Origin of the sequence: Marinomonas ushuaiensis DSM 15871 (genome assembly GCF_000521805.1) — a bacterium.
Classification (GTDB): Bacteria; Pseudomonadota; Gammaproteobacteria; order Pseudomonadales; family Marinomonadaceae; genus Marinomonas; species Marinomonas ushuaiensis.
The window spans coordinates 444,470-471,439 of record NZ_JAMB01000001.1; the positions used below are offsets into that span (position 1 = coordinate 444,470).

Consider the following 26,970-nt stretch of genomic DNA (forward strand, 5'->3'; position numbering starts at 1 on the left):
TGGATGCGCACACTTCCCCCGTGATTTTTAACGGGATGTGTGTCCACGGCACGTTTTATCTGTGACTAACGCTGGTGTGCATTATCAATAATATAAACAGCCCTGCTGAAGAACTTACCACGACAGGTTGTGCCATTCGGTTAGATCAGGTTTGCCTAGATATTGAAGGTAAACAAGTGATCAATCAGTTGTCACTGGAGACGAATGTCCGTCGGCTTGGCGTGATTGGTCGTAATGGCTCCGGCAAGTCCACCTTATCCCGCTTGCTTTCAGGTTTGATTGACACTACGTCTGGGCAGCTTGAAATTGCTGGTTTCAATCCATTTAAAGACCGCCGCGCTGCATTGCGGGAGGTCGGCCTGCTGTTTCAAAATCCAGACCACCAGATTATTTTTCCAACTGTGTTAGAAGAATTAACATTCGGGTTGCGCCAATTAGGCCAAGATAAAACCGATGCCAAAAAGAATGCGTTGGAAATGTTGTCGGCGTTTGGTAAAGAGCACTGGCAGGATGTGCATTGCTCTGCTTTATCTCATGGACAAAAACATCTGGTCTGCCTGATGTCGATTGTCGCCATGAAACCTAACCTCATTATTCTCGATGAGCCGTTCGCTGGATTGGATATTCCTACCAAACGCCAATTGCAGCGTTACCTCGATACCTTTTCCGGTAGCCTTATTCATATCAGTCACGACCCAGACGATCTTCAGAATTACGACCAACTTTTATGGTTGGAAGCTGGGCAAGTAGCGGCTTTGGGGGATTCTAACGAAATTATGCCACGTTATTTAGCGGCCATGTACGAACTGGGAGAAAGCGATGATATCTCTGACCTCTCCCGTTGAAACCCGCGCGCACCATTGGCCTGCCGGATTAAAACTAGGCTTACTGAGTCTGGTGTCCTTTGGCTTGTTCTTTGTTGATAGTATTATTTTTCACGGCCTGTTTTTATTATTTGTTGTGGTGTTGTATGCATTGCCGGGAGCATTGTTCTTTAAAAATGGCTGGAAGCATTTAAAAATTTTATGGCCATTTGCTTTTATTATTGTGCTTTGGCACCTGATCACAGGCGAGGCTGAGCTTGGCTTAACCGTTGTGTTTCGGATGATTTCTGCAGTCGGGTTGGCGAATTTGGTGACCATGACAACGCGCCTTTCCGACATGATTGATGTGGTGCATTGGCTGACTTGCCCGCTGCAGAGACTTGGCTTTAAGCCGCGTGCACTAGAGCTGGCAATTGCCTTGGTGATTCGAATGACGCCAGTGCTTATTTCCAAAGGGCAGAACCTGACGTTGGCTTGGCGCGCTCGCTCAAATCGTCGTTCCGGCTGGCGAATCATTTTACCCTTTACGGTCCTCGCGCTTGACGATGCGGATCATGTTGCCGAAGCCTTAAAGGCTCGCGGCGGATTAACAAACCAAGAGAGAAAATAGATGGAAAAGAATATTGCCTATATCGCTTTGTTTGCGGCTTTGGTCGCAGCACTGGGCTTGATCCCTAAATTAACCCTTGGCTTTGGTGTGCCGATTACTGCACAGAGCCTTGGTATTATGCTTTGCGGTACGATACTGGGAGCCAAACGCGGTGCTTTGGCTGTGTTGTTGTTGCTGTTACTGGTCGCAATGGGTTTGCCTTTGTTAGCGGGTGGTCGCGGCGGTTTGGGGCTGTTTTTTGGCGTAACGGGTGGTTTTCTAATTGGCTGGCCGATCGCGGCTTATGTGACGGGTTTGATTGTTGAGAAGTGGCGCACTGGTTCTATTGTCCTTGTCTCAGTTATTGCCTCCATTATCGGCGGCATCTTTGTGACCTATCTGTTTGGTATTGTTGGTATGGCGATCGTCTTGGAAAAAACATTCCTTGAGTCCGCAGCACTGATGATTGCTTTTATTCCTGGAGGCATTGTTAAAGTGATTATTGCTGGCTTGCTTACTGGGGCTATCGCTAAAGCTCGTCCTGCAAGCTTGCTGTCACGACAGATTAAAACGAAACCGTAACCGATGAATATTCAGATTTATACCGATAATGTCTCCGCTAACCACATCCTCTATTATGCGTTGGCACGGCTTTACGGTAAAAACAGTGTTTGCTTTATTAATGCCAATGAAATTTTAAACGGTGCTTTAAATAGCGATGTGGATCTATTCGTAATGCCTGGCGGTGCTAGTCGCTACAAAGCAGATAAGCTCAATGGCGCAGCAAACCGCCTCATTAAAACTTATGTTGAACAGGGCGGCCGCTATTTAGGTATTTGTGGCGGCGCCTACATGGGCTGCAATGTGACGATATGGGCGCAAGGTCTGCCCCATGAAATCATCGTCGAGAATGAGCTGAGTTTTTTCTCGGGGGCTGCTATAGGCCCGATTGAGGTGTTTGGTCGCGGCGATAATTACAACCAGACCGATGCTCATTTAGTGACGCTGGAATACCAAGGTAAGCTTGTCGACTCACTGTATTTGGGCGGTTGTGTTTTTCAGTCTGATGCTGCGGATGACAATGAGCTCAGTGGTTATAAAGTACTGGCGTCTTTTGCCGATTTGCCGGAAAAACCAGCCGCTATTGTTTCTGGTCGTTTCGGTCAGGGGCGATGGTTACTTTGCTCAACACACCCCGAGTACGATAACGAAGCGATTGAACTGGTTGATTTTAATGTGATAGGTAATCAGTACGAACATTTTTCTCGGCTGCCCAACGATGCCGATTTACGACTTGATCTGCTGGAGGGCTTGTTAGTTAATCTAGACCTCCCTTCCTGAGACCTTTGCACGACTACTGCGCTTGCTAATACTTTGTTAAAAACAGATTTAAAATACTCATTTCTGATTTGAGTTAAGAAAACATAAACTCCGTTTTCTCGTCTGTTTTTGCCTTGTCTTAACTTCGCTCGTCACTTCGTGCAAAGGCCTCTTCCTGTTAATAAGGCGTCTATTTCAAGAGTATCTGGCTCAGTGTGCTCATAACATCCTATCTAACATATAGCGCTTAGCGCTGTTTCAGTTGACTTCTTGGTGAAACGATTGTTTCATGTATTATCGACAAGGGGGAAACATGAAACACTTCATCGTAAAAAGTCCATTTCTCATAGTAAATGATCAAGACAGAATAAAGCCGCCATTATCAACTCAAGATCAGTCTTTGGGTGGCCTTCGCCTAGCAGTTAAAGATTTGTTTCATATAGCAGGTTTGCCCACGTCCGCTGGTAATCCTACATGGTTAGCTAGCCATGATATTCCAACTCAAACATCATCGAGCGTAACTGCTTTGCTTGCTGCTGGTGCTGAGTTCTGTGGCAAAACCATTACCGATGAATTGGCGTACAGTTTAAACGGCCAGAACATTCATTACGGAACCCCTGAAAACCCAATTACATCGGATCGTTTACCAGGTGGTTCATCATCTGGTTCAGCCGTAGCAGTAGCTTCTGGGCTGGCTGATATTGGCTTAGGAACAGACACTGGCGGCTCTATTCGAGTGCCATCCAGTTACAATGGGTTGTTTGGATTACGCCCAACTCATGGCGTGATTGATTCTGACAACATGGTTGCTCTGGCACCATCGTTTGACACGGTCGGATGGATGACGAAAGACCTAGAAACCTTAGAAAATGTCGCTAAGGTTTTACTAAATAAAGAGTTATCAGAAAATACTTTAAGTTCCTTCAAGCAAGTTTTGATTTGCGATAATTTGGTTGAGCAAGTTGCCCATAGCCATGAGCTACAAAAACAACTCGATGTCTGGCGTCACAAAGGTTTTTTAACAAACGAAGCCTCTTTGATTATTGATACGCAAGCATGGAAAGCCAGTGAAACCTTTCGAACTTTACAAGGTGCGGAAATTTGGCATGAACATAGCAAGTGGATCGAAGAAGAAAAACCAGAATTTGCGCCTGATATTCAGTTACGTTTTGAATGGTGTGCAACCATTTCGGCTGATGAAATAACTGAAGCGAAACAACAACGAAAAAAATTTACTGATTGGATTCAAGGTGAGCTAAAAGATTCGGTTCTTGTTATTCCAACAACCCCAGGTTTATCACCTTTGTTCACTGCGTCAGCGGACGATTTGGCGACTTATCGTAATCAGCTAATGGACATGACGGCCATTGCAGGATTGACAGGTTTGCCACAATTACACTTACCTGTTTGTGAATTAGATGGTGCGCCGTGTGGTTTGTCATTAATTGGATCAAAAGGCAGTGATTTAGCCTTAATTGCCTTCGCTAAAACCTTATTAGGAGCGGGTACGAATGAGTAATAACAGCACAACTAAAGTCGCTTTCACCGCGCCGCATTTTAAAGCGACAGAAGCAGGTCAGCGAATTCTTGATCAAGGCGGTACAGCGATTGAAGCCATGGTTGCTGCAGCAGCCGCCATTGCGGTGGTTTATCCGCATATGAATGGACTGGGTGGTGATGGATTTTGGTTAATCAGTGAGCCGGGCAAAGCGCCAATCGGTATTGATGCGTCTGGTAAAGCGGCACAAAACGCGACGCTAGAAGCGTATGAAGATCACGACAGTATTCCAGCGCGAGGCGGAAAAGCGGCCATTACCATGGCGGGCGCGGTGGCAGGTTGGCAAGAGGCCTTGTCGATCAGTGAAGCATGGCAATCGCCTTTGTCTTTATCGCATTTATTAGAAGACGCTATTCAATTCGCTGAAAATGGCAGTGCCGTGACGCAAACCTATGTAGACGCCAGTAATAAGGTTTTTGATGATTTAGCCGACGTTCAAGGCTTTTCAGTGTTTTTAAAAGGCGGTGGTGTTTATCAGAAAGGCGATAGCTTAACGCTTCCTACCTTAGCGAAAACCTTAAAACGATTATCTGAAAAAGGCCTAGACGATTTTTACCATGGCGAAATTGCGGAATTATTAGCGAAAGATTTAGCAACAGCGGGTTCGCCCATTGGCTTGGAAGACTTTCATTCTTACCAAGCAAAACGTGTCACGCCATTGGAAGTGAAAACCAGCGTTGGAACCTTGTATAACTTGCCAGCGCCAACTCAAGGTATTGCGTCATTATTGATTCTGGCTTTGTACGATCGTTTATATACATCAGGAAAAACGCCGACAGATATGACGCATTTGTTGATTGAATGTACCAAACAAGCCTTTATTGCCCGTAATACTTTTTTAACGGATGAGTCGAGATTGGCGATTGAGTTGTCATCACTATTGGATGACGAGCAACTGGAAAAAATGTGCCATGAAATATCACTAGAACGCGCGCAACCTTGGCCACATGAAGCCAAACACGGCGATACCATTTGGATGGGGGCATGTGACAATCAAGGTCGCATGGTGAGTTACATTCAAAGTTTGTACTGGGAATTTGGTTGCGGTGTGGTGAGTCCCGAAACGGGCATTGTTTGGAACAATCGCGGCTCGTCTTTCTCATTGGAAAAAGGTTCGTTACAAGAACTTGGGCCAAACCTGAAACCTTTCCATACCCTGAACCCTGCATTCGCGGAATTAAACGATGGCCGTCGTATGTGTTACGGCACCATGGGCGGAGAAGGCCAACCACAAACTCAAGCCGTGCTATTCAGCCGTTATGTTTATCACAACATGCCATTAGATAAAGCCATCAGCGAAGGTCGTTGGTTACTCGGCAGAACATGGGGCGACGTGAGCCATAACTTGAAAGTCGAAGAAGATTTTGCCGCGGTTGTCGCAGACGATTTGATAGCGCGAGGACATGATTTGGTCGTGGTGGATTCGCAAAGTGAGATGATGGGACACGCTGGCGCAGTAGTACTGCTAGCCGATGGCGAGACATTGGCGGCAACCGATACTCGCAGTGATGGCAAAGCGATAAGCGCAAATTCCGCTTAATTCTACGGAGTATATCTACTGAGTCTTTGTCGTAAATTTACCGTTAAGTTACGCGTAGTGCGGGTGTTATTGTTCAAAATGATTTAAATGGAAAAGGAAAGTTAAATGTCATTTGTAATGGAAAATTATCCAATGTTATTGGCCATGATGGGAACCGGTGTTGTTGGCGGTATCTTGGCGGGTTTGTTGGGTGTCGGCGGTGGTATCGTCATTGTTCCTGTGTTGTTCTTTATTTATCAAGGACTTGGTGTAAGCGCTGACTCAGCGATGTTAGTCGCGACAGCAACGTCTCTGGCGACCATCATTCCAACGTCAATCAGTTCTATTCGTTCGCACCGCGCCAAAGGCAATGTGGATTTTGATCTATTGAAACATTGGGGCGTGTTTATATTCATCGGTGTTGTGATTGGCAGTGTTGTCGTGACTCGCGTAGAAGGCCAATGGCTAACGCTGTTGTTCGGCATCGTTGCCTGCTTGTCCGCGTTGAATATGTTGTTCGCGCGCAAAGAAGCCATGTTCAAGTCGTTACCGGGCAAAGCGGGCCAAAGTGTTATGGCGACCTTGATCGGTTTGTTCAGCAGTATGGTAGGTATTGGTGGCGGAACGTTAACGGTTCCAACACTGAGTTTTTGTAATTATCCAGCCCATCGTGCCGTGGGAACCGCCGCCGCTGTGGGTTTGATTATTTCTCTCCCAGCCGCCATCACTATGTTGATATTCGGCGAGCGTCCAATCGATGCGCCTTTCGGTACGGTTGGCTTGGTGAACTTAATTGGTTTTGCTTGCATCGTTCCATTAACGGTTGTGTTTGCGCCTATTGGAGCGGGTCTTGGGAGTCGACTTGATTCCGCGAAATTGAAAAAAGTCTTTGCTGTTGTGTTGATCATCACGGGTTTACGCATGCTTTATCAATCCATTTTTTAGACGTTTTGTTTTAAGGAGTCTTTATGCAACCGCTTTCTTTTCCTCCAAGATTATTAATGGGCCCAGGTCCAATTAACTGTTATCCGCGTGTATTAACCGCGATGTCTACGCAATTGGTTGGGCAGTACGATCCAACGATGACGAGCTACATGAATGAAGTCATGGACTTGTATCGTCGTGTATTTAAAACGCAAAACCAACAAACCTTCTTGATTGACGGAACGTCACGTGCCGGAATCGAAGCAGCGCTGATCTCTTGTTTAGAGCCTGGCGATAAAGTATTGGTGCCAATCTTCGGTCGCTTTGGTCACTTATTGGCAGAAATCGCAGAGCGTGCGGATGCCGAAGTGCATACAATTGAAGTGCCTTGGGGTGAAGTGTTTGATCCTCAACAAATTGAAGAGGCAATAAAACGAATACAACCAAAGTTGTTAGCGATTGTTCAAGGTGATACCTCAACAACCATGTTGCAGCCATTGGAAGAACTCGGCGATATTTGCCGTGCCCACGACGTGTTGTTTTACACAGACGCGACTGCATCAATCGGTGGAAACCCGTTTGAAACAGACGCTTGGAAAATCGACGCGGTGTCCGTTGGCTTGCAAAAATGCCTTGGTGGTCCGTCTGGCAGCGCACCCATTTCATTGAGTGAGCGTTTTGTCTCGACTGTTCGTAAGCGGGCTCATGTGGAAGCTGGCATTCGTGATGCACATCATCAAGCATCTTCTGGGATGCGTATTCGTTCGAATTATTTCGATTTACCCATGATCATGGATTACTGGGGCGAAGAACGTTTAAACCATCACACAGAAGCCGCGACCATGTTGTTTGGTGCGCGTGAATGTGCGGTTGGTTTGTTAACAGAAGGTCAAGACGCCGTATTGAAACGCCACGAATTAGCAGGCGATGCCATGTTGAAAGGCGTTCAAGCAATGGGACTTCAGCCATTTGGTAATTTGAGCCATAAGATGAACAATGTGGTTGGTGTAAATATTCCAGATTCGGTCGATGGTGAAGCGATTCGTCATGAATTGTTGAACACCTTTAATATCGAAATCGGTACTAGCTTTGGCCCGTTAAAAGGCAAAGTGTGGCGCATCGGGACCATGGGTTACAACGCTCGCCAAGACGCAGTTTTACAAACGCTACAGTCCCTTGAAACCGTGTTACGTCGTGGTGGATTTTCTCTTCCAGCAGGCGAGGGCGTTGACGCGGCGATGTCGGTTTACACTGGAGATATGTAATGACAGATTACGGCAAAATCGCACAGCAAGTAATGTCCCGTTGTGACGAGCTTGGCAAAATCAGTCAGTCTGATGAGTATTTGGATCGCCGTTATTTAACAGCGGAACACAAGCAAGCCAATGAATTAGTTGGCGGCTGGATGACTCAAGCGGGCATGCAGACGTGGCAGGACGAAGCGGGTAACTTGTGTGGGCGTTTAGAAAGTAAAACGCCTAACGCACCGCGTTATCTGATTGGTAGTCATTTAGATACGGTTCCGAATGGTGGCAAATATGACGGTATGTTGGGCGTAATAACACCCATCTCCTTGATTCAGGCAATTACAGATCAATCTGTCGAATTGCCTTTTCATTTAGATTTAGTTGGATTTGGTGACGAAGAGGGCACGCGCTTTCGCTCCACTTTACTCGGCAGCCGAGCCTTAACAGGTCAATGGCCAGCGGAATGGCGCGACGTAGAAGACAGCGACGGCGTGAGCTTGCCAGATGCGTTAAAAACCTTTGGTTTAGATTTTGATAACGTCAAAAATGCCGCTATCGATAATAGCAATTTATTGGGCTATTTAGAGTTTCATATTGAGCAAGGTCCAGTGCTAGAAGACGAAGATTTACCCGTTGGTGTGGTAAGTGCGATTGCTGGCGCGAAACGTTTTGATCTTGCCGTAAAAGGCATGGCGGGACACGCAGGTACAGTGCCAATGCCACTACGCCAAGACGCATTATGCGCAGTCAGTGAAATGATTTTAGTCGTTGAAAAAGTCGCCAAAGAACATGGCATCGTTGCGACAGTTGGCCAGATTAATAACCGCCCTAATGGCGTAAACGTCATCTCAGGCAACACGCAATTTTCATTAGACATTCGCAGTGAATTCGATGAAAAACGTGACGCAGGATTGGCGCAAATCATGGCAGAAATACACACCATTGCCGCACGCCGAAACGTTACGTTGGACATGACACAAACCCATTCAGCAACAGCGGTACATTGTGACCCAGCATTGCAAGGCGTGCTTCGTAACGCTATAGAGCATGCGGGGCACAGAGTACTGACCTTGCCATCTGGTGCAGGACACGACGCCATGGCGATTGCAGACATTTGCCCCGTAGCCATGTTGTTTATGCGTTGCGACAAAGGCATTAGCCATAACCCAGCGGAAGCGATTACGACGCCAGATGTGGCGGTGGCTTTAGAGGTATTGGATCACGCTATTAGGAATTTGAACATTTAAGAACAGACTTCACCCAGAACAACGCCTCGCTCCCCGAGCAGGCTCGAAAATCTCGATGGTGATAAGAACCCAATACAACACCGCTGCTCCCCGAGCAGGCTCGAAGAATCGCTCTGGTGTTATGTTGCGTTCCTCTCATTTACTATGAAAAGACATTCAAAATTTGTGAGGTAAAAAATGAAGTTCACACGAATTTACAACGATGAAGAAGGGAAAAGCCATTTTGGTGAATTGGAGTTGGCACTGAAAGACGGCGGGCCGATTGGTTTCTTGTCAGAGCGTTTTCCAGCGGGTGACATCATCTTCCGTGAAACCCCAAGCGACTACGATTTCAAATGGCACCCAGCGCCACAACGCCAGCTATTATTCATCATCAAAGGCCGTTGTGAATTTAAAGTATCCTCTGGTGAAATACGTCAATTTGGTGGGGGTGATTTACTGCTTCTAGAAGACACAGAAGGCGAAGGCCACTGTAGCAAAGCGTTATTCAACGAAATCCGCCACTCCATCTTCGTCACTGTACCGGAAGACGTAATCTTTTAATTCCGAACCTCGTTGGTTCCTTCCCTTTGTTACTTTGAAGGGGAAGGTTGGGATGGGGTTCTGTGTTTTGAATTATTCGTAGTTTACAAACAAAAGCCACAAGCAACATATCATATCGACACTAGCGCGAACCCTATATGATGTGTTGCTCTCTATTAAAAGTAGCCATATTTTTAAATTTTAACAGGCGACTCATGAAGGCTCGGTTATATGTGGTTGTTGAAAATTTAAATACCGTATTGATGTTTAAATGTGTGAGAACAAGAAAGCTTGTAGTTCGTCTAGCTCTTTGTCTATTACTAAAATATGTGCGGTTGCTTTCGCATCTAGTGTCGTGAGTGTCTCTTTATCGGATGTTTCCGATATCTGTTTTGTTAGTATTTCGACTTGTTCTAGTTCTCGCCCCATATTAATAAAAGTTGCATGTGAGCGAAAATCAAATTCGTTGTCTGTTCCGTTGTAATACCAGTCGGCAAAGCCTGTTTCTTTGATATTTGGATGTGAGGCTGGTGAGTTACTTTGTAGGGCATCAATGAGGAATTGTGTTTTCCAGCTTTGCAGTTCAAGCAAACAAGATGCGGTGTGCGCAAAGGCCATGGATTTATAGCCAGCTTCCATTAATTCTTCACCATTTTTGGCTGTTTTATCAAATGAACTACTCAGGCTTTTACAAGATTCGCTTACATCAACGGTTAAGTTGTGTAGGTTTGCAATTTGAAGGCTGACTTTATTGGTTCGCTCGTCAATGTTGTTGACGAGGGTTGAAATTTGTTCGCTGGAGTCTCTAGATTTTGTTGCCAGCGCTCTTACTTCATCGGCCACAACCGCGAAACCGCGACCATGTTCGCCTGCTCGTGCTGCTTCAATAGCGGCATTAAGTGCGAGTAAATTCGTTTGATCAGAAATGCTTTGAATCGTATCGGTAAAGCCTTTTATTTCACTGGCTGTGGTTTTTAATCCATTTACTTGTTCTGAACTACTGTTGGTTAACGATGTGATGCTTGCTAATGATTCCACTAATTGCATGATTTCTTTTTTATTACGTGCAACGTCTTCGTTATCCCCTTCAGCGGCGCTCATTGGTTCGAATAACAAGTCAGATATTTTGTTTACGGACTTTAACGAACGTGTAATAACGTCTTGTTGTGGCAAGACAAGTTGATCTTCTGTATGGGGCGTATTTTTTAAAGTTAGATTGTCTTCCGTCAGAACCTGAACTTCTGTTTTTAGCGTTTCGATTTCGCGCTCTAATCTGTGTTTTTCCATTTCTACTGTGTTTAGTTCATTCTTTAGCGCTTGAATTTCTTTTTTTCCAAACAGCATATTGACTCCCTAATTATAAATGAATAAACGAAAATACCAGCACCTTATGATGCTGGTATTTGTGATTGCTGATGACTTAGGTATTAATCCATATCAGGTTCAAATAAACCGCGCTTCATATAAAGCTTCACCCACAAAGCGCCAATGATGCTTAGTACCAACAGAATGCTGCCTGTTATGGTGTAAACAAGTTGCGTCATTTCTGGAGCAGGAGAGTTATTCGCTGCCACATACAACATAGCTACAATACCCAAAATTTGTGGTAAAGGGTAGAAAGGTGTTTTATAAGGACGCTCTTGATTTGGTAATCGCTTACGTAAAACGATGACATCAATATGTGCAACACAGTAAGCCAATAACCAGCTTGTTGTTGCTGCAATGATCAATGGAATTAACGCATCAATACCAAAAATAAAGAATGGAATGGTGATACCAATTGCCATCATCAGCGTACCAACCCAAGGGACATTGTGCTTGTTGGTGGCTTTTAGCTGAGGGAAAGCTTGTTTGTTTTCCGCCATACCATGAAGCATTTTAGGAACGGCAGATAAGATAGTGTTCATCGTACTGCAGGTCGCTGTGACGGCCATAATAGCCGCAATGATCAATCCACTTTTGCCAAATACGGCGTGAGCATAATCAATGAAAGGAAGCGGTGATCCCATGATGCTTTCCACATCCATCAATAAACTTGCACCATAAGCGAAAGCGATGAAGATAGTGAAAATGACGAATAATGATAAATGCATTGCACGAGGAATGTTTTTATTTGGGTTCTTAACACTGTTAATGAGTGGGCAAATGTACTCAACGCCAACCATGGTCCAAAGTGCTAAGCCAACCAAACCAACAACACTACCGACGGATACACCATCTAAGCTCCAACTAACGGCTGTACCGGTGAACGCTTGAGGCGATTGCAAACCACTGGTAATCGCTGTCGCACCAGTAATGATTAACGCGGTCACAAGAATGAAAGCCAATAGGTTTTGTACTTTGGCAAAGACATCCGTTCCGATCAAATTCGTAATGGTAAACAAGGCCAAAATCAACAATGGTGCGACTTTCTCAGGAAGTAATCCTGGGAATAGCTCGCCTAAAATCGCATCCACCAAAAACATCTCGACAGGTATCGCTAAAAGAGCAACGACCACATAACCTGCAAACACAGACACAATCGCAGGAAAGTGACCAATGGCTTTTTGCGTGTAGGTAGCCAATGTGCCTTCTTGTGGAAACATCAAAGACAGCTCTGCAAAGCTCATGGCATTAAATTGCGCCAAGATCAGCGCGATGATCATGGCGAATACAAACGCAATTCCGCCAATGCCAATACCTTGAAGTGCCGAAATCATGACGCCTTGTGCGACAACGAGTCCCACACAAATAGCCATCATGGTCAAAAAACCTATTTTTTTATTCGCTGCTAACGCAGCGGAACCTTTATTCTCATTCATTTTTTTGTTCCTTTTTGAGTTGTTATTACGATTTAACTGCCGATCTGCGTCGGTTTACAGTCGATCAAACCGATATGGGCTTGGGTCGATGATGGGTTCAACACCAGACACAATGTCTGCTGCCAATTGCCCAGCGGCCGGTCCTGTGCCAAATCCATGTCCTGAAAATCCTGTGGCGACGGTTAATCCTGGAATGGCTTTTACCTTGTCGATCACAGGGTTAGAATCTGGTGTTACATCAATAATGCCTGCCCACTCTTCGTCTACTTCTGCATTTTTAAAAACGGGCCAAGCGTTGCAAAGGTTGGTAAATGCTTCTTGATTAAGATCTTGATTTGCTCGAGGATCGTTAACGCGCATGTTCTCAAAAGGAGACACTTGATGACTTTTCCAGCGTCTCGCTACGCCAAGATCTTTGATGAATTCTTTGCCCAAAGAAGGTCTTAAAAAGCTGCGTTGCGCTCGTAATTGGCTCAAATAACGCCAACCAATCAACAGATGATCTAAGGTTAATGGCGCATCCAGAGCACCTCGTTGAGTGACAATAAAGCCACCGTCTTGGTGCTTACGGAAGGAAAAATCAGGGCCGCCAACAGCGATGTCTGTTGGGCCTTCCATTGGTTTTGTTCGCATCACGGAACACACAAGAGGCAAAGTCGGTAAAGACACACCAAGATTGCCCAAGAAACGTCGAGACCACGCACCGCCAGCGAGAAGCACTTGATCACAGCGTATCTCGCCTTTTTCCGTTACCACACCGCTGACTTTTCCAGCCGTCGTTGATAAAGTCCGTACCGCGCAATGTTGAATAATGATCGCGCCTTTATTAATCGCTGCTTGCGCAATGGAACTGGCGGCAATCGACGGTTCTGCACGGCCGTCTGAAGGTGTGTAAATACCGCCTGCCCAATCACCTTTACCGCCAGGAACAGAATCATCAATCTCTTTTTTACTCATCATCTTTGAGTCTAAAGAAAGAGAATCAACAGACTTTAACCAAGCTTCGTGGGTCGCCACTTGTTCCTCTGTTTTGGCGAGAAACATAATGCCTGCTTGTTTGTAGCCAACATCCTTGCCAATGCGTTCAGGCATTTCGGCCCACAATTTATCTGCCGCCATGGCCAAAGGAACATCTTCAAAATGGCGGCTAGTCTTACGAATCCAACCTAAGTTACGTGAAGACTGTTCTCCAGCAATGTGGCCTTTTTCTAACAACACCACAGGAATGTTGCGCTCTGCTAGTGCCAGAGCGGCCGTGACACCGACAATTCCACCGCCGATGATGACAACGGTTGTGGCCTCTGGCAGTTGATCGGTGGTATGAACTTGTTCAAGTGTCTTGGTCATCAGTCATTTCCTGCAATTAGTGTGTATCAAGCGAGATTGATTTTTTGTACATCAGCGGAAGATGCACCTTTGTAGGCTGTTACTTCTAACTCGACTTTGTAGGCGGTAGACCCCAATGGTGGACAAGTCGCTGTAGTGGCAGGGTCAATGCCGCGAAACTTTGTGCCGATGTGATCCATCACGGTATGTACATTGGCAGGATCTTGAATGAATACGCGAGACATCACGACGTCTTGGAGTGAAGAGCCAACAGCCGCTAAAGCCGCTTCAACGTTTTTAAATACTTGGTCTGTTTGCTCAATAATGTCTTCAGGAATCTCTTTTGTGTCAGGGTTTCGACCCGCTGTATTGGAAACAAAAATCCAGTTGTCTACGGCAACAAGTCGAGAGTAGCTGCCTGTTTCTTCAAATTTAGAGCCTGTTTTTATCTTGGTAATTGTTGTCATGTGTTTTTCCAGTGGTCAGTTGAGTGAAAACGTGAAACGCATGAATGGTTCACGTTATGTTTGTCTATAAAATTTATCGTAGTTCTGGTGTTTCCCACAGATTGAGTTTCACACCAATATTGTTTTTCAATGCGTTGCGGTAGACCTTGGTCGCCCAAGCCACATCTTCAACAGGCATGCCGCCAACGGATAAGATGATGATTTCGTTTTCGTTTTGGCGTCCTGGAGTCGCACCTCCAACAATGTCAGTTAGATCTTCCAGTTTCTCTTTTGCCATGCTGCCTTCTGCGATCATGTCCATGAATCGCATACCCACTAATGGGATAACATGGTGAGTCGGTTTAGGAACCTCTTCGTACCACGCTTCGTAAAGACCTCGATTGTCTAGCACTTTACGCACGTCCTCACCACTCATGCCGTCATCTAAACTACAGCTTGCAGGCATGGCCAAAAACGCACCGGCTTTTACCCATTCGCGCTTTACTATTGGATAAGTGGAAGGATCGCCCACTTCACCAGAGTTGCAGTAAGTGACGATGTCAGAATCACGAACAACGGCTTCTATTGAATCGACAACCTGAATCGTGGTGATTTGTGGAAAGGTCTTTTTTGTCCAGCTTACGAAATTGTCTAGGCTTTTTTGACCGCGACCTTTAATTTTGAGGGTGTCGATATCTGGACATGCCGCAATGAAAGCGGCGACGGAGGTTTTACCCATCACGCCTGGGCCAAGCAAACCAATGACTTTAGAGTCTTTACGTGCCAAGTGGCGGGCACCGACACCAGGAATCGCCCCTGTGCGATAAGCTGACAGTAGGTTGGCTGACATGTAAGCCAAAGGCGCACCTGTATCGATGTCATTTAAGATGAACATTAAAATGGAGCGAGGTAAGCCTTTTTCTCGGTTGGCGATATTGGAGCCGTACCATTTGACGCCACAAGTTTGAAAGTCTCCACCAAGATAAGCAGGCATCGCCATTAAACGGCGGTCAGCTGTTGGCTTAGGCATGGTTGGAAAAGGAGATTCATCAGGAAATGTCACCATAGCACCATGTGAGTCGCTATTAGACCCCGCCATGCGATAATCACCTTTGTGCAATAAAACAAACATTTCTTCCATGGTATCAACACAGGCCGGCATGTCTGTGACACCCGCTTTGATCATGTCTGGTTCGGAAAGGTAAATAAAATCTATTTTTGTATTCTCGGACATAACATTTCCTTTAAAAATATACTGAGAGCAGATGAGCCGTTGACTTAATTTGTGCCTTAGACATTGTTGATATATGAACTAACAACGGCACAAGAAGGCTAAGCTGAACGGTTAATCTTTTTGATCCTAGATGGAAGACTTTCGGACGTATTGAATTTTTGCGACACGCAAAAAAAAACTACAAAAAAATGAAATGGCATCGAGTTTGCAGGAGATGGCGTATCTTTAGTGTAATAGTGAGCAGGTTTGAACCATGTCACATTCTTCTCTTGTTAATTCTCTTGCTGGAATTCGTTCTAAACAACCTTGGTTGGTGATGAATGCGGCGGAAAAATTTTCGTTATCAGGCTCTGATAATCCGATCATTTCGCATTTTTATAGTTTTGAAGCGAAAGACGCGAGAGAAGCTACTTTTGCTATTCCTGATGGTTGTGTCGATATTTTGTTCGACTGCGATAGTGACCGTCCGACAGCCGAAGTGTTTGGCACGCCAATGGCTGCGATGAATATGGAATTAAACAGTCAACATCGATACTTCGGGGTACGTTTCTTGTCTGGTATTATTCCTGATTGTTTTAATGTTTCTGCGGAAGAATTAATAGATCATCACTATAGTTTTTTAGACGTTGTACCCCAATCAAATCAAGTGTTTGAGGCGATTGTGACCAGTTCAAATTTCACTGAACAAGCGGCCTTATTTGGGGACTTTTTTGAAAGCAAGGAAACGCGTAAACCGTCTGATTTAACCACTCAAGTGTTACAAAGTATTTGTCAAAGCAACGGTACGATTCGAATTAACGATTTAGAAGACTTAACTGGGTATTCAACGCGTACGGTACAGCGTCAATTTCGTGCAGATATGGGCATGACGCCTAAAGCTTTTAGCCAAATTATACGTTGCCAATCGGCTGTTTATGACATTAATCACAGTGAAGAAGTCGCTTTTTCAGACCTGGCTTGCGATTTGGGGTTTAGCGATCAAGCACACTTTCAAAGAGAATTTAAAAAGCTGGTGCACACAACGCCACTGGATTATTTACACCGTGTTAAGCACGAAACTTACCTAGAACGTATTCGTTATTTGTGAGCGATAAAGGTTCAATTCGTATTTAGTTGCACTTTAATCGTGCTTTATTGATAATTTTTCAATAAAAAGCTCGTACTTATATTTTAAGTACGAGCTTTTTATTTTTGATGAATACAGTCGTTTTATGAATGGATCTTCCTAAGTAAGTTTCTATGGCCGAACAACGACAACAGGGTAGTCGTCGAGTTGTATGATCTGAGAATTCACGTTGAACAGGTCTAGAATGAGTTGTTGATTAATCATTTCTTGAGGCTTGCCGTAGGCGAAAAGCTTTCCTTCGTGTAGCGCAGCAACTTGATCTGAATATTGAATGGCTAAATTCAAATCATGTACCACCATTAGAGTGTAGGCGTTGTTTTCACGAGTGTAGGTTTTCACGTATTCCAGTAACTTGAGTTGGTTGTTCATGTCCAAGGCAGAAGTCGGTTCATCGAGAATTAATACTTTTGGCTTATTTACGATGGCTTGCGCCAAACCGACCATTTGGCTTTCTCCGCCAGACAGTTCGGTACAGACTTTGTTGGCAAGGCGGATAATACCAATGTCTTCTAGCAAGGTTAGCGCCTTTTGCGCGCTATGAGCCTTTGTGAATAATGAATTCACACCGACATGCATGGTGGTGATTAATAGCTCAACCACGGTAATACTCGCCGATATTCGATGGTCTTGTGGCAAATAGCCAATATCATCGAGCGCCAGTGATTTACCATTTATGGTAATTAGCTGGGGCTTTAAGCGAATCAGTTTGGTCATCTGCTTAAGCAAGGTAGATTTACCCGCGCCATTTTTGCCAATCAAAGACACCATTTCGCCTGTCTTAATTTCTGGAATCGTTAAATCATCTAAAACAAGGTTTCCAGAAAACGACACAGACAGATTCTTAATATTCAGGCTCATTAAAATTTACCGCCTTTTTTGATGATTAAGAAAATGAAGAATGGTACGCCGATGATCGACATCATCACGGTGAGAGGCAAAATTAACCCAGGCATAAGCGATTTACTCGCAATCGACGCCAGTTCAACCAATACCGCGCCAAGCAAAACTGAGGCGGGTAAAAAGTAGCGTTGGTCTTCTCCTAAAATCATTCGAGCAATGTGTGGTGCAACTAAGCCCACAAAGCCAATGGCGCCCACAAAAGATACAGATAATGCGGTGATTAAAGACACTAATAGAAGCGTTTTGATTCGTAATCGTTTGACATTAATACCCATGGATTCCGCACGTTCTTGTCCGATTTTCAATGAGGAAAGTTTCCAAGAGTCCTTCATCATTATCGCCAAGACGGTAGGTAACAAAATGGCGAGTATGGTGATTTTCTCCCAATTTCCGCGATCCAAAGACCCCATTTGCCAGAAGATTAACGTTTGTAACTGCGTTTCGGTCGCTATGTATTGCATCATGATTAACATACCGTCGTAGGCAAACATGATCGCAACGCCAAACAGCATCACGCCTTCAATTGATATGCGCTTTAGCGATGACATGGCCGCAATTAGACATGTAGTCAGTAAGCACATCACAAACGCCATAAAAGCAATTTCGTACTCTAATGGAATGTAGGGAATAGACACGATATGCGTGATAACCAGCGATGCACCAAATCCCGCGGAAGCAGAAATACCAAAGGTATAAGGGTCAGCCAGCGGGTTGTTTAAGGTGGTTTGCATTTGTGCTCCCGCCAAGGCGAGTATGCCACCCACAAAGGGTGCCATGAGTGACATTGGCATACGAATGTCCCACACAATTATACTGCTGGTAATATCGCTGCTGGCAGGGTGGAAAATGGCATTCAGCACTTTGCCTAAGGTTAATCCTTGCGACCCAATGAGAATATCTGCGATGAGGCAGACAATACTCAGGAGAAAGAAAATCACTAAGGTAATTTTTTTTCTCCGTTCACGAGTGTGATGTACTGTTAAGGCATTTTTGACTTGTTCGCTTTCTGTGCTGTCAATCGTATTGCTTGGCGAATAGCTGGTGTTACTCACTGTTTAATGACCTTAAAGTTATCTTGTCCAAAGCGTCCAGATACACTGCGATTAGCAAAAATCTGGTTCATTTCTTCAAATGTATTCTCAGGGTTTAAGGTCTTAAATTGCTCTGGGTAAATCCATTTCGCAAAGTACTCCAAGGCAACGATGTTGTATGGTGAGTTATAGAAAGGCATATAGATAGAGTAGATATTTTGGTCTTTATAAGCCGCGAGCGCTTTCAACCAGGGACGATTCATAATGTGTTCGGTTGATTTCTGGATCGCCTTATTATTGAGCGGAGCGTAACCAAACGGAATCCCAGACGTTGGATTCCCCTCTTTATCGATCCAACCGGTTGTCTGCATAATGTACACATCTGGTTGATACGTAATAATGCTTTCTTTTGACATTTGGCCTGTGTTTGCGCCTTTTAATGGTTCGTGAGCAATGTTAACTGCGTTTAAAAATGGTACGTATGCACCCATATTTCCGTCAGCAAAAGTATTACAGCAGGAATCGCTGTAACCTGCGGCACGCTCAATAAAGACTTTTCGATTCAGTTGCGATGCGGGTAATAATGCAATGGTGCTGCTCAGCACATCGACGTGTTTTTGATAATAAGCCGCGAATTTTTCGCCTTGTGCTTTTTTGCCCAAGGCGGTTGCTAAACTTGTCACAGATTGCACTGTGTTGACGATTGGATCTTCGCGGAAATCAATGGCTAATACTTTGATTCCAAGTTTATCTAACTTCTTAATTAAGCCTTTGTCTGCGGCCAGTTTGACATTGGAAATATCCAGTACGAATAAATCTGGTCGACGTTTCATATTGATGAAGCGTTCCGTATCAAACTCGCCAGATTTTACTTTACCGATTTTCACGACGTCTTTTAGTTGCGGATAAGTCTTGGTGTAATCGCGATACATGCTGGGTGCAGAGACACGCATATCATCGCGCCAAGCAACTAGACGATCAGGGGCTTCGTCTTGATAAAGCATTTCTAGTAAAGGGAAAACGCGACCCGTCGAAAGCGCAATGTTTTTGGGCTCGTGGTCTATGGTGATGGTCCTGCCGGCGACGTCAGTCACTGTGACAGGAAAGGTATCGGCTAGGACAGAATAAGAAGAAAGAAGTAGCGAGACCGTAAACAATGAACGAGAAAGAATGGATGTTTTCATCAAATGAAGCTCTTTTTTGGTAAGAGATTAAATGGTAATTGTTTTCATTCGTGTTTGTAAGGACTTTTACATTTTATTTATACACCGCTAAGGCGCGACATTAAAAAGAAGTTAAGTCGACGACAGCAATTGCCGCAAAGCCAAAGCCTGAATAGCCACGTACAACGCCTGCCACATGACAATCAGAATCAGCATCCAAATAAGGTCTAAATCAAATGACACAGAACTCTCCGAATAACATATAAAGTAATATTGAGAGAGTCAGTATGCCGCTTTTACTCTTTATGATTTAGCTCCAATTTTAGTTTTCTGTGGTACCAATTATAGCGAACGTTGGATTGTCTTCTTTAAAAGCGAGGTCAATCTCATTACTCTGGATAGTGGTTCTCAATCCAATGATCAGCAATGTCACCACGACGAGTAATCCAAACATCATCATGAGACTGAACGTAATCTAAGAAACGCTTTAGCGCCATGAAGCGACTTGGTTTCCCTAAGGTTCGACAATGCATACCAATCGACATCATTTTCGGTGATGTTGCGCCTTCTTCGTATAAACAATCAAAGTTGTCTTTCAAATATTGAAAAAATTCTTCGCTGTGATTGAAGCCGTATGGTGAAGAGAACTTCATATCGTTACAGTCTAGCGTGTAAGGCACGATCAGATGCGGTTTGGTTTCTCCTTTCTTCTCATGATGCGGCACTTTTACCCAATAAGGTAAGTCATCACCGTAGTTGTCGGAATCGTATTTAAGTTGTGGCTGTTCAGCGACAAGTTTACGAGTGTTTGGCGAATCTCGTCCTGTGTACCAGCCTGAAGGTTTTATGCCAGTAACTTGCTCGATCAAATCCAACGCTTTTTGCATGTGCTCGCGTTCTTGCTCGATTGGCATATCTTGGTAATGAATCCACTTCAAGCCATGACACACCAATTCGTGTCCACCTTCCACAAAAGCTTTCGCCACATCAGGATTACGCTCTAACGCTGTTGCAATGGCAAAGATAGACAAAGGCAAACTACGTTTCTCAAATTCATTTAATATGCGCCAAACACCAGACCGAGAGCCATACTCATACAAAGACTCCATGCTCATGTGACGATCTTTAAAAGGCTGAGCCCCGAAGATTTCAGACAAAAATGTTTCTGAATGTTCATCGCCATGAAGAACACAATTTTCACCGCCTTCTTCAAAATTCAAGACAAATTGTAGGGCGATTCTGGCATTGTTCGGCCAGTTTACTTTTGGTTGTTGGCGACCATAGCCTGCGTAATCTCGTTCTAAATAGTGTTTCATAGTTTTTCCTGATGTCTTTTTATGGCATAGCTTAAAGTATCTAAGCTATTTTGTGCTTTTGTTTATACAATAACTGTTCACATCATGGCGAGTCTAACGTATTAATTTATCAGGAAGTTTTGTGACTTCTCTGTAGTGTTCTTAATGAGGTCATCATCTGACCTGTCTTTTAATTTAACACCAGATAACTTTAATGTTCGAGCTTCATTTAATAGGTAATAAGCTTTGCGAGCGGCTTCTTGATAAACCAAGCCAGCAGGGCGAATATTTGAAATACAGTTTCGATAAGCATCGGTAAAACCAACTTTTCCATCCCAAGTGAGATATAACCCCAAACTGTCTGGCGAGCTAAGTCCTGGGCGTTCACCGATAAGAACCAATACGCATTTTGCGTTAAGTCGTTGGCAGACGTCATCTCCAATGGCAACACGTCCTTGCTCGACAATGCAAATTGGTGCGATTTTCCAGTCATCTTTCTGATGGGTTTTTATTTGAGAAAATAAGGCTCCTAAGAAAGGTAAGGTGTTTTGCTCAATGGCCAAAGATGACAGGCCATCAACCACGACAATGGCAAGATCATAGGTATCGTTTGATGATGCTCTGTGTGCATCCAGCTTTGTAGCAGAAGCTTCATCTAGAAGGCGTCCATAGTCTGGACGTTGTAAATACGTTGCGCGATCCGCCGCACGACTGTGCAAGATTAGGGGGGCACAGTCAGGCGTCCACTCTTTAATCCAATTCTGCTCCATAAGTGTCTTGATAAGTTGATTTGTATTGAGTTGAGTGTGAACTGCGTCTATGGCTTGTGCATGAGCTAACTGGAAGGCTAATAAATGTGAAGTGGGCACGCTGATACCAGAGCGCCCTAAACCAACGCGTGCATCGGTAAATGTATTAAGTTTACGCCACGGGTTTTCTGTCACCGCTTCTTCAATGGAATCAAGGTTATCAGAGTCAATAAATAGGTCTTTATCTTGGCTCATGAGCGACCTCCAATGATGCGATTAAGGGATTGATGGAAGGCATCAGGTAGCTGGTGGTTTAGACTGAAGGTGTCGTTATTTTTGAAAATCTCCATTTTCGCGAGCCAAGCATCGAATTCAGGTGCGGGTTTTAAACCTAATACTCGACGAGCGTATAAAGCATCATGGAATGACGTGGTTTGATAATTCAACATTATGTCATCAGAGCCAGGAATGCCCATAATAAAGGTGCAACCAGCGACACCTAAAAGAGTTAGCAAGTTGTCCATGTCATTCTGATCCGCTTCAGCATGGTTGGTGTAACAAACATCGCAACCCATTGGTAAGCCAAGCAGTTTTCCGCAGAAATGATCTTCTAAACCCGCGCGAGTAATTTCTTTGCCATCGTATAAATATTCAGGGCCGATAAAGCCAACCACGGTATTGACCAGGAGTGGATTAAATTTTCGTGCCACAGCATAGGCTCTTGCTTCGCAAGTTTGTTGGTCTAAACCATGATGAGCGTTGGCAGAGAGTGCACTGCCTTGGCCTGTTTCAAAATACATGACGTTATTACCAACGGTGCCACGATTCAAAGATAAGGCGGCCTCTTGTGCTTCAGCAAGATTTGCCAAGTTAAAGCCAAAGCTATCATTAGTCGCTTGGGTTCCGCCGATAGACTGGAAGACCAAGTCCACAGGCGCGCCTTGCTCAATGCATTCTATGGTATTTGTTACGTGAGTAAGGACGCATGACTGAGTTGGAATCTCATAATGCTGGATAACTTCATCCATCATTTTGATTAATCGAGTGGCTTGCTGAACATTGTCGGTCGCTGGATTGATGCCAATCACCGCATCGCCGCTGGCGTACAGCAGCCCATCTAACATACTGGCAGCAATACCCGTTAAGTCGTCCGTTGGGTGATTGGGTTGTAAGCGTGTTGATAAATGCCCCGGTAAACCTATGGTGTTGCGGAAAGCGGTTTTGACGTGACATTTTTTGGCCACCAAAATGAGATCTTGATTCCGCATTATCTTACTAACAGCCGCCGCCATTTCTGGTGTAACACCTTGACGAATTGATGTTAAAACGTCAGTAGACGCAAGGTCGCTGAGTAGCCAGTCGCGAAAACCACCAACCGTCAAATGGGAGATCGGGGCAAAAGCGAGTTTGTCGTGATCATCTATGATTAAGCGAGTTATTTCGTCTTTCTCGTAAGGTACAAGAGTGTGTTCAAGAAAAAGACTCAGTGGTACATCGGCCAATGTCATTTGTGCGATGGCTCGCTCTTCTGCACTGCGCGCGGCAATGCCAGCTAAGCGGTCGCCTGAGCGAGCGGGGGTTGCTTTGGCCATTAACTCGGCTAGATCAACAAAACCGAAGGTGCGACTTCCTACGGTGTGACGAAATTGAAAAGTAGAATGTGGCTGGCTCATAGCGTTTTCTCGCGGATTAATGTTTTTCACTCTCAAGTTGTGGAAGCAAAAAAATAGAAAGATAAAAGGCATAAGACTTGCTTCTTATTAACCTTACTGAAAATAACGACGAGTTGTTATCGAATAATGAAAAAAATGACTGATTTATATATATCGTAATGAAGGTTTTATTGTTTATTGTAAGGGAATAATGGATATTTAATTGGGTGTCATGCTGGAAATCTGATCCGTTTGAAGCAGAAATATGAGCAACCATCACAAACATTAGAATGGCAATGCTAGATTAATAAAAGGAAGTGAATCTAATGAGTACATTTCAAATTCGTACAGGGGTTATTGACGATTTAGCCGCTTTAACGGATCTCTATAATTATTACATTGCCAATACTGCAACGACGTTTGATATTGAACCTTATACATTAGCAAGTCGAGGAGTGTGGTTCGCACAATTTGCTCCGACAGGAAGACATCAGCTGTTGGTTGTTGAAGAAGCGGGAGAAGTTCTAGGTTATGCGTGTAGTGGTCAATTTAAAGCCAAGAAAGCCTACGAAACCTCAGTGGAAGTGAGTATTTATCTAAAACCAAATACACAAGGTCGAGGGTTGGGGAAGGCTTTATATACTGAGTTATTTAAACGGTTGGAAGCGGAAGATGTACATCGTGCCTATGCTGGCATTACATTACCCAATAACGCATCGCTTATTATTCATAAGAAGTTTTGCTTTGAATCAGTAGGTGTTTCTCGAGAAGTGGGTCGTAAGTTTGATAAGTATTGGGATGTTGAAATGCTGGAAAAAGCGATTAGCTTTTCTTAAGGAACTTAACTTTTCTTTTTCTTTCCAATGCTTATATTTTTCAAGTAATTTTTTAGGTGATTTTTATGAGTAAAAGCTTTTCCCCTTCTTGTGATCGTAATCAGCAAGCCATTATAGAACAGCTTGCTGTCTACTTTAAAAACGCTAAACAGATATTAGAAATCGGCTCTGGAACGGGTCAGCATGCGGTGTTTTTTGCCCAGCGTTTACCTCATGTTACTTGGCACACCAGCGATATGTTAGAAAATCATGACAGCATCAAGGCATGGATGGATGAGGCACAGCTAAGTAACCTTGTAGTACCTTTTGAATTTCATTTCGGCAAACATACTTGGCCAGATCAACTCTCCTTAGATGCTGTTTTTACAGCGAATACTACTCACATTATGCAACGTAAAGATGCAAAGTTGATGATGGAAACGGTCGCGCAGAACCTGCCCAAAGGTGGTGTTTTTTGCCAATATGGGCCGATGAATGTGGATGGCGAATACACCAGTGAAGGCAATCGGGATTTTGATCAAAGTTTACGCGAAGGCGGTTATGGTGGGATTTGTGATATTGCTGATTTAACTAAATGGGCCACAGGAATGACACTTGTTGATAAGGTAGCCATGCCTGCGAATAATTTTTTATTGGTATGGAAAGCCATTTAATATTTCGCCATAGTATCTATTTGAAAATAGGTGCGTTTTTTCATCTGTTACTTTTCGTTTAAGGAATAAGTATGTCGGCTCATAAACAAGCTGCACAAGAATTATTAAATCGTCGTGAAGCTGGAACTAAAGCGCCTCGCCTTGACGAATCTATTCGTCCAACCAGTGTCGATGATGCGCTATTGATTCATGCTGAAATGGCGAAATTGAAAAAGGTAAGCGGCTGGAAATGTTTATTACCGTTAGAAGAGGGCGCCATTATAGCTGCGCCTATTTTTAATGTACAAAGCGGGCCTGTGGCTGAGCTTTTTGAAGACAACGACGTCGCTCGTGTTGAGCCTGAAATTGGTTTTTTATTGGCGAAAAGTTTGCCAGTTAGAGTTGATGATTACAGCGAAGCTGAGGTCATTGACGCGATTGGTAGTGCTCATATGGCATTGGAACTGATGCAAGGTCGTTTTGCTGATGATGCGGATCAGAGTTTCCATGAAAGTTTGGCAGATTGCTTGCTTAATCAGGGCGTCTTTATCGGCCCCGAAATTGATAAAACCAAAGCCATCAATACAAGTCATATCAGCATTATGGTTACTCAAGGTGATGACGTACGGGAGCTAGATGGCAAACACCCGAATGACCGTGCCATTGATGGTTTGGTGTGGTTGGTGAATTATATGGGTAAACGAGGTGTGGGTTTAAACTCTGGTGCAGCGATTATCACAGGGTCATTTAAAGGTATTGTGAATATGGCGTTTGATGTGGAAACAACGATTGCGTATGACGGTTTGGGTGATTATCAAGTTACGTTTAAACGTCCTGAATAGGCGGTTTTTATACATTTGCTAATGCCTACATGGAGGTAGGCTATTAGGGCAGATAAATTTCCGAAATATTAAGACGTTACGTGTGTATAGCAGACAAAATTACGGCCTGATTTCTTGGCTTTATATAAGTTGTCATCTGCAATTTTTAAGACATCAATTTTAGATTCTGCTTCACTTGAATGACCAACGCCAATACTCACGGTAATATCTTTTATGTCATCAATTATTAATTCGCTTATGGCAACTTTTAGCTTCTCTGCAAGTTCAATGGCTTGTTGAGTGGTTCTATTGAGAGTGACGACGATAAATTCCTCACCTCCCCATCGCCCAAGAAGGTCATTAGGGTGAATGCTGCGATTGAGCTTTGCTGCAATCTTACTGAGTACGTTATCACCGGCTAAATGCCCATATTGGTCGTTTATCAATTTAAAATGATCTATATCGATCATTAGGACAGCGTAGCGAGTAGTTTGTGTTGTCTCTATATTTAATTCATCAAAAACTTTTTCTATGCCTCTTCTATTAAGTACACGAGTCAGTAAGTCGATGTAGGCAATGTTTTCCAGCGTGTCTGCTCGTTCTTCTGTCTTATCTGTTTTAACTCTTAATCGTTTCGCGCTTGAAAGTAACCCAATGCAAACAGCGTGAGCGATCGCTATGTTTAGTGCGACACCAACACTATGAGCGAGACTATAATTTTGCATGAGTGCAAAAAAGTGTGAAATGACAGTAAAGACATAAATAGAAATCACAATAACAGTGACGTATTTAACTTCAAGGTAGAGGTAAGCAATAATGTAATTGATGGCTAACCATTGGAGGGAATTAGAAAACGTTAAGTCAGAAAAAAGGTGTTGATAAAGGCTGACGCTAATTAAATAGCTCGCTACCGTAAAAAAACTGAAAAGCAGTAAAGTCCTATGATCGACTTTATTAGTAGAGCTCAAAAGATAAATAGCAGAATAAGAGAGTATGGATAATGGAAATCCGTAAGAGTCAAATTTCGAAAGCAAGCCAGATGAATAGTCGGTAACTAATATCGCAGAAAAACCAATAACAGCCAAGATAAGTAATCGTCGAAAAATAACGGGACTGACAGCCGCAGTGCTGTACTCTTTACTAATGATTTTTTGAGTTTTCATAAGATGGCGAAACGACTGTGAGTATCGACAAAGTATATAGTATTT

Annotated in this window: 25 protein-coding genes and 1 pseudogene; 14 read left to right on the plus strand and 12 right to left on the minus strand. The window is 43.9% G+C overall.

Annotation, left to right across the window (positions count from 1 at the left end):
* Nucleotides 1-176 precede the first annotated feature (176 nt).
* From MUS1_RS02040 to MUS1_RS02085, 10 genes are all read left to right on the plus strand, one after another.
* A complete protein-coding gene (locus MUS1_RS02040; RefSeq protein ID WP_245595714.1) occupies nt 177-845 on the plus strand; it encodes an energy-coupling factor ABC transporter ATP-binding protein in 669 nt (222 codons plus the stop codon).
* Nucleotides 820-1,434 (plus strand): energy-coupling factor transporter transmembrane component T family protein, encoded by a 615-nt coding sequence (locus MUS1_RS02045; RefSeq protein WP_036158357.1) that lies wholly within the window; start codon nt 820-822, stop codon nt 1,432-1,434. The genes MUS1_RS02040 and MUS1_RS02045 overlap by 26 nt, the downstream gene beginning before the upstream one ends.
* On the plus strand, nt 1,435-1,995 hold the full coding sequence (locus MUS1_RS02050) for a biotin transporter BioY (protein ID WP_036158360.1): 561 nt from the start codon (nt 1,435-1,437) through the stop codon (nt 1,993-1,995).
* Nucleotides 1,996-1,998: 3 nt separating this feature from the next.
* Nucleotides 1,999-2,754 carry a BPL-N domain-containing protein gene (locus MUS1_RS02055; protein WP_036158364.1) on the plus strand — a complete coding sequence of 252 codons (756 nt, stop codon included), beginning with the start codon at nt 1,999-2,001 and terminating at the stop codon, nt 2,752-2,754.
* Between the two features lie 292 nt (nt 2,755-3,046).
* Nucleotides 3,047-4,252, plus strand: coding sequence for an amidase (locus tag MUS1_RS02060; RefSeq protein ID WP_036158366.1), 1,206 nt, complete (start codon nt 3,047-3,049; stop codon nt 4,250-4,252).
* Nucleotides 4,245-5,831: a gamma-glutamyltransferase family protein gene (locus MUS1_RS02065; protein ID WP_036158370.1), complete on the plus strand. Its 1,587-nt coding sequence runs from the start codon at nt 4,245-4,247 to the stop codon at nt 5,829-5,831. Before MUS1_RS02060 ends, MUS1_RS02065 begins: the two co-directional genes overlap by 8 nt.
* 105 nt (nt 5,832-5,936) lie before the next feature.
* Nucleotides 5,937-6,755, plus strand: coding sequence for a sulfite exporter TauE/SafE family protein (locus MUS1_RS02070; RefSeq protein WP_036158373.1), 819 nt, complete (start codon nt 5,937-5,939; stop codon nt 6,753-6,755).
* A 23-nt stretch (nt 6,756-6,778) separates the two neighbouring features.
* The gene (locus tag MUS1_RS02075) at nt 6,779-7,999 is read left to right on the plus strand and encodes a pyridoxal-phosphate-dependent aminotransferase family protein (protein ID WP_036158376.1); all 1,221 of its coding nucleotides are present in this window, start codon (nt 6,779-6,781) and stop codon (nt 7,997-7,999) included.
* The gene (locus MUS1_RS02080; RefSeq protein WP_036158379.1) at nt 7,999-9,228 is read left to right on the plus strand and encodes an allantoate amidohydrolase; all 1,230 of its coding nucleotides are present in this window, start codon (nt 7,999-8,001) and stop codon (nt 9,226-9,228) included. Before MUS1_RS02075 ends, MUS1_RS02080 begins: the two co-directional genes overlap by 1 nt.
* A gap of 177 nt (nt 9,229-9,405) precedes the next feature.
* Nucleotides 9,406-9,771, plus strand: coding sequence for a cupin domain-containing protein (locus tag MUS1_RS02085; protein ID WP_036158382.1), 366 nt, complete (start codon nt 9,406-9,408; stop codon nt 9,769-9,771).
* Nucleotides 9,772-10,017: 246 nt separating this feature from the next.
* Here the strand turns inward: MUS1_RS02085 and MUS1_RS16355 are convergent.
* From MUS1_RS16355 to MUS1_RS02110, 5 genes and pseudogenes are all read right to left on the minus strand, one after another.
* A pseudogene (locus tag MUS1_RS16355) lies at nt 10,018-10,701 on the minus strand (methyl-accepting chemotaxis protein); the annotation flags it as partial.
* A gap of 476 nt (nt 10,702-11,177) precedes the next feature.
* Nucleotides 11,178-12,551, minus strand: a complete 1,374-nt coding sequence (locus MUS1_RS02095; protein ID WP_036158385.1) for an APC family permease — start codon at nt 12,549-12,551, stop codon at nt 11,178-11,180.
* 54 nt (nt 12,552-12,605) lie between these two features.
* Nucleotides 12,606-13,898 carry an NAD(P)/FAD-dependent oxidoreductase gene (locus MUS1_RS02100; protein ID WP_036158387.1) on the minus strand — a complete coding sequence of 431 codons (1,293 nt, stop codon included), beginning with the start codon at nt 13,896-13,898 and terminating at the stop codon, nt 12,606-12,608.
* A 26-nt stretch (nt 13,899-13,924) separates the two neighbouring features.
* Nucleotides 13,925-14,344 carry a RidA family protein gene (locus MUS1_RS02105; RefSeq protein ID WP_036158391.1) on the minus strand — a complete coding sequence of 140 codons (420 nt, stop codon included), beginning with the start codon at nt 14,342-14,344 and terminating at the stop codon, nt 13,925-13,927.
* A 73-nt stretch (nt 14,345-14,417) separates the two neighbouring features.
* On the minus strand, nt 14,418-15,557 hold the full coding sequence (locus MUS1_RS02110; protein ID WP_036158394.1) for an ornithine cyclodeaminase family protein: 1,140 nt from the start codon (nt 15,555-15,557) through the stop codon (nt 14,418-14,420).
* Nucleotides 15,558-15,810: 253 nt separating this feature from the next.
* Between MUS1_RS02110 and MUS1_RS02115 the strand changes: the two genes are divergently transcribed.
* Nucleotides 15,811-16,644, plus strand: coding sequence for a helix-turn-helix domain-containing protein (locus MUS1_RS02115; protein ID WP_036158397.1), 834 nt, complete (start codon nt 15,811-15,813; stop codon nt 16,642-16,644).
* Nucleotides 16,645-16,794: 150 nt separating this feature from the next.
* On the opposite strand, the gene MUS1_RS02120 is transcribed toward MUS1_RS02115, so the two are convergent.
* The 6 genes from MUS1_RS02120 to MUS1_RS02145 all read right to left on the minus strand — a co-directional run bounded on the left by MUS1_RS02120 (nt 16,795) and on the right by MUS1_RS02145 (nt 23,494).
* Nucleotides 16,795-17,541, minus strand: a complete 747-nt coding sequence (locus MUS1_RS02120; RefSeq protein WP_036158400.1) for an ABC transporter ATP-binding protein — start codon at nt 17,539-17,541, stop codon at nt 16,795-16,797.
* Nucleotides 17,541-18,635 carry a FecCD family ABC transporter permease gene (locus MUS1_RS02125; RefSeq protein WP_211236410.1) on the minus strand — a complete coding sequence of 365 codons (1,095 nt, stop codon included), beginning with the start codon at nt 18,633-18,635 and terminating at the stop codon, nt 17,541-17,543. Before MUS1_RS02125 ends, MUS1_RS02120 begins: the two co-directional genes overlap by 1 nt.
* Nucleotides 18,632-19,798, minus strand: coding sequence for an ABC transporter substrate-binding protein (locus tag MUS1_RS02130; RefSeq protein WP_036158402.1), 1,167 nt, complete (start codon nt 19,796-19,798; stop codon nt 18,632-18,634). The genes MUS1_RS02125 and MUS1_RS02130 overlap by 4 nt, the downstream gene beginning before the upstream one ends.
* A gap of 368 nt (nt 19,799-20,166) precedes the next feature.
* Nucleotides 20,167-21,093, minus strand: a complete 927-nt coding sequence (puuE, locus tag MUS1_RS02135) for an allantoinase PuuE (RefSeq protein ID WP_036158405.1) — start codon at nt 21,091-21,093, stop codon at nt 20,167-20,169.
* A 101-nt stretch (nt 21,094-21,194) separates the two neighbouring features.
* Nucleotides 21,195-22,076 (minus strand): ethanolamine ammonia-lyase subunit EutC, encoded by an 882-nt coding sequence (gene eutC / locus MUS1_RS02140; RefSeq protein ID WP_051436050.1) that lies wholly within the window; start codon nt 22,074-22,076, stop codon nt 21,195-21,197.
* Nucleotides 22,073-23,494 carry an ethanolamine ammonia-lyase subunit EutB gene (locus tag MUS1_RS02145; protein WP_036159132.1) on the minus strand — a complete coding sequence of 474 codons (1,422 nt, stop codon included), beginning with the start codon at nt 23,492-23,494 and terminating at the stop codon, nt 22,073-22,075. Before MUS1_RS02145 ends, eutC begins: the two co-directional genes overlap by 4 nt.
* 305 nt (nt 23,495-23,799) lie before the next feature.
* Between MUS1_RS02145 and MUS1_RS02150 the strand changes: the two genes are divergently transcribed.
* The 3 genes from MUS1_RS02150 (at nt 23,800) to MUS1_RS02160 (ending at nt 25,783) form a co-directional block, all read left to right on the plus strand.
* Nucleotides 23,800-24,309, plus strand: a complete 510-nt coding sequence (locus MUS1_RS02150) for a GNAT family N-acetyltransferase (RefSeq protein ID WP_036158408.1) — start codon at nt 23,800-23,802, stop codon at nt 24,307-24,309.
* A 65-nt stretch (nt 24,310-24,374) separates the two neighbouring features.
* Nucleotides 24,375-24,962, plus strand: coding sequence for a DUF938 domain-containing protein (locus MUS1_RS02155; RefSeq protein WP_036158411.1), 588 nt, complete (start codon nt 24,375-24,377; stop codon nt 24,960-24,962).
* Between the two features lie 71 nt (nt 24,963-25,033).
* Nucleotides 25,034-25,783 (plus strand): hydratase, encoded by a 750-nt coding sequence (locus MUS1_RS02160; RefSeq protein ID WP_036158414.1) that lies wholly within the window; start codon nt 25,034-25,036, stop codon nt 25,781-25,783.
* A gap of 68 nt (nt 25,784-25,851) precedes the next feature.
* Here MUS1_RS02160 and MUS1_RS02165 read toward each other — a convergent pair whose 3' ends face one another.
* On the minus strand, nt 25,852-26,925 hold the full coding sequence (locus MUS1_RS02165) for a GGDEF domain-containing protein (protein ID WP_036158417.1): 1,074 nt from the start codon (nt 26,923-26,925) through the stop codon (nt 25,852-25,854).
* Nucleotides 26,926-26,970: the final 45 nt, after the last annotated feature.

What these genes read in the sequence shown, in the direction of transcription:
- MUS1_RS02150 (WP_036158408.1), top strand. Translation starts at nt 23,800, where the DNA reads ATGAGTACATTTCAAATTCGTACAGGGGTTATTGACGATTTAGCCGCT.
- MUS1_RS02085 (WP_036158382.1), top strand. Translation starts at nt 9,406, where the DNA reads ATGAAGTTCACACGAATTTACAACGATGAAGAAGGGAAAAGCCATTTT.
- MUS1_RS02050 (WP_036158360.1), top strand. Translation starts at nt 1,435, where the DNA reads ATGGAAAAGAATATTGCCTATATCGCTTTGTTTGCGGCTTTGGTCGCA.
- puuE (WP_036158405.1), bottom strand. Translation starts at nt 21,093, where the DNA reads ATGAAACACTATTTAGAACGAGATTACGCAGGCTATGGTCGCCAACAA.
- MUS1_RS02095 (WP_036158385.1), bottom strand. Translation starts at nt 12,551, where the DNA reads ATGAATGAGAATAAAGGTTCCGCTGCGTTAGCAGCGAATAAAAAAATA.
- MUS1_RS02145 (WP_036159132.1), bottom strand. Translation starts at nt 23,494, where the DNA reads ATGAGCCAGCCACATTCTACTTTTCAATTTCGTCACACCGTAGGAAGT.
- MUS1_RS02155 (WP_036158411.1), top strand. Translation starts at nt 24,375, where the DNA reads ATGAGTAAAAGCTTTTCCCCTTCTTGTGATCGTAATCAGCAAGCCATT.
- MUS1_RS02055 (WP_036158364.1), top strand. Translation starts at nt 1,999, where the DNA reads ATGAATATTCAGATTTATACCGATAATGTCTCCGCTAACCACATCCTC.
- MUS1_RS02080 (WP_036158379.1), top strand. Translation starts at nt 7,999, where the DNA reads ATGACAGATTACGGCAAAATCGCACAGCAAGTAATGTCCCGTTGTGAC.
- MUS1_RS02070 (WP_036158373.1), top strand. Translation starts at nt 5,937, where the DNA reads ATGTCATTTGTAATGGAAAATTATCCAATGTTATTGGCCATGATGGGA.
- MUS1_RS02115 (WP_036158397.1), top strand. Translation starts at nt 15,811, where the DNA reads ATGTCACATTCTTCTCTTGTTAATTCTCTTGCTGGAATTCGTTCTAAA.
- MUS1_RS02120 (WP_036158400.1), bottom strand. Translation starts at nt 17,541, where the DNA reads ATGAGCCTGAATATTAAGAATCTGTCTGTGTCGTTTTCTGGAAACCTT.
- MUS1_RS02060 (WP_036158366.1), top strand. Translation starts at nt 3,047, where the DNA reads ATGAAACACTTCATCGTAAAAAGTCCATTTCTCATAGTAAATGATCAA.
- MUS1_RS02045 (WP_036158357.1), top strand. Translation starts at nt 820, where the DNA reads ATGATATCTCTGACCTCTCCCGTTGAAACCCGCGCGCACCATTGGCCT.
- eutC (WP_051436050.1), bottom strand. Translation starts at nt 22,076, where the DNA reads ATGAGCCAAGATAAAGACCTATTTATTGACTCTGATAACCTTGATTCC.
- MUS1_RS02100 (WP_036158387.1), bottom strand. Translation starts at nt 13,898, where the DNA reads ATGACCAAGACACTTGAACAAGTTCATACCACCGATCAACTGCCAGAG.
- MUS1_RS02130 (WP_036158402.1), bottom strand. Translation starts at nt 19,798, where the DNA reads ATGAAAACATCCATTCTTTCTCGTTCATTGTTTACGGTCTCGCTACTT.
- MUS1_RS02165 (WP_036158417.1), bottom strand. Translation starts at nt 26,925, where the DNA reads ATGAAAACTCAAAAAATCATTAGTAAAGAGTACAGCACTGCGGCTGTC.
- MUS1_RS02110 (WP_036158394.1), bottom strand. Translation starts at nt 15,557, where the DNA reads ATGTCCGAGAATACAAAAATAGATTTTATTTACCTTTCCGAACCAGAC.
- MUS1_RS02075 (WP_036158376.1), top strand. Translation starts at nt 6,779, where the DNA reads ATGCAACCGCTTTCTTTTCCTCCAAGATTATTAATGGGCCCAGGTCCA.
- MUS1_RS02065 (WP_036158370.1), top strand. Translation starts at nt 4,245, where the DNA reads ATGAGTAATAACAGCACAACTAAAGTCGCTTTCACCGCGCCGCATTTT.
- MUS1_RS02160 (WP_036158414.1), top strand. Translation starts at nt 25,034, where the DNA reads ATGTCGGCTCATAAACAAGCTGCACAAGAATTATTAAATCGTCGTGAA.
- MUS1_RS02105 (WP_036158391.1), bottom strand. Translation starts at nt 14,344, where the DNA reads ATGACAACAATTACCAAGATAAAAACAGGCTCTAAATTTGAAGAAACA.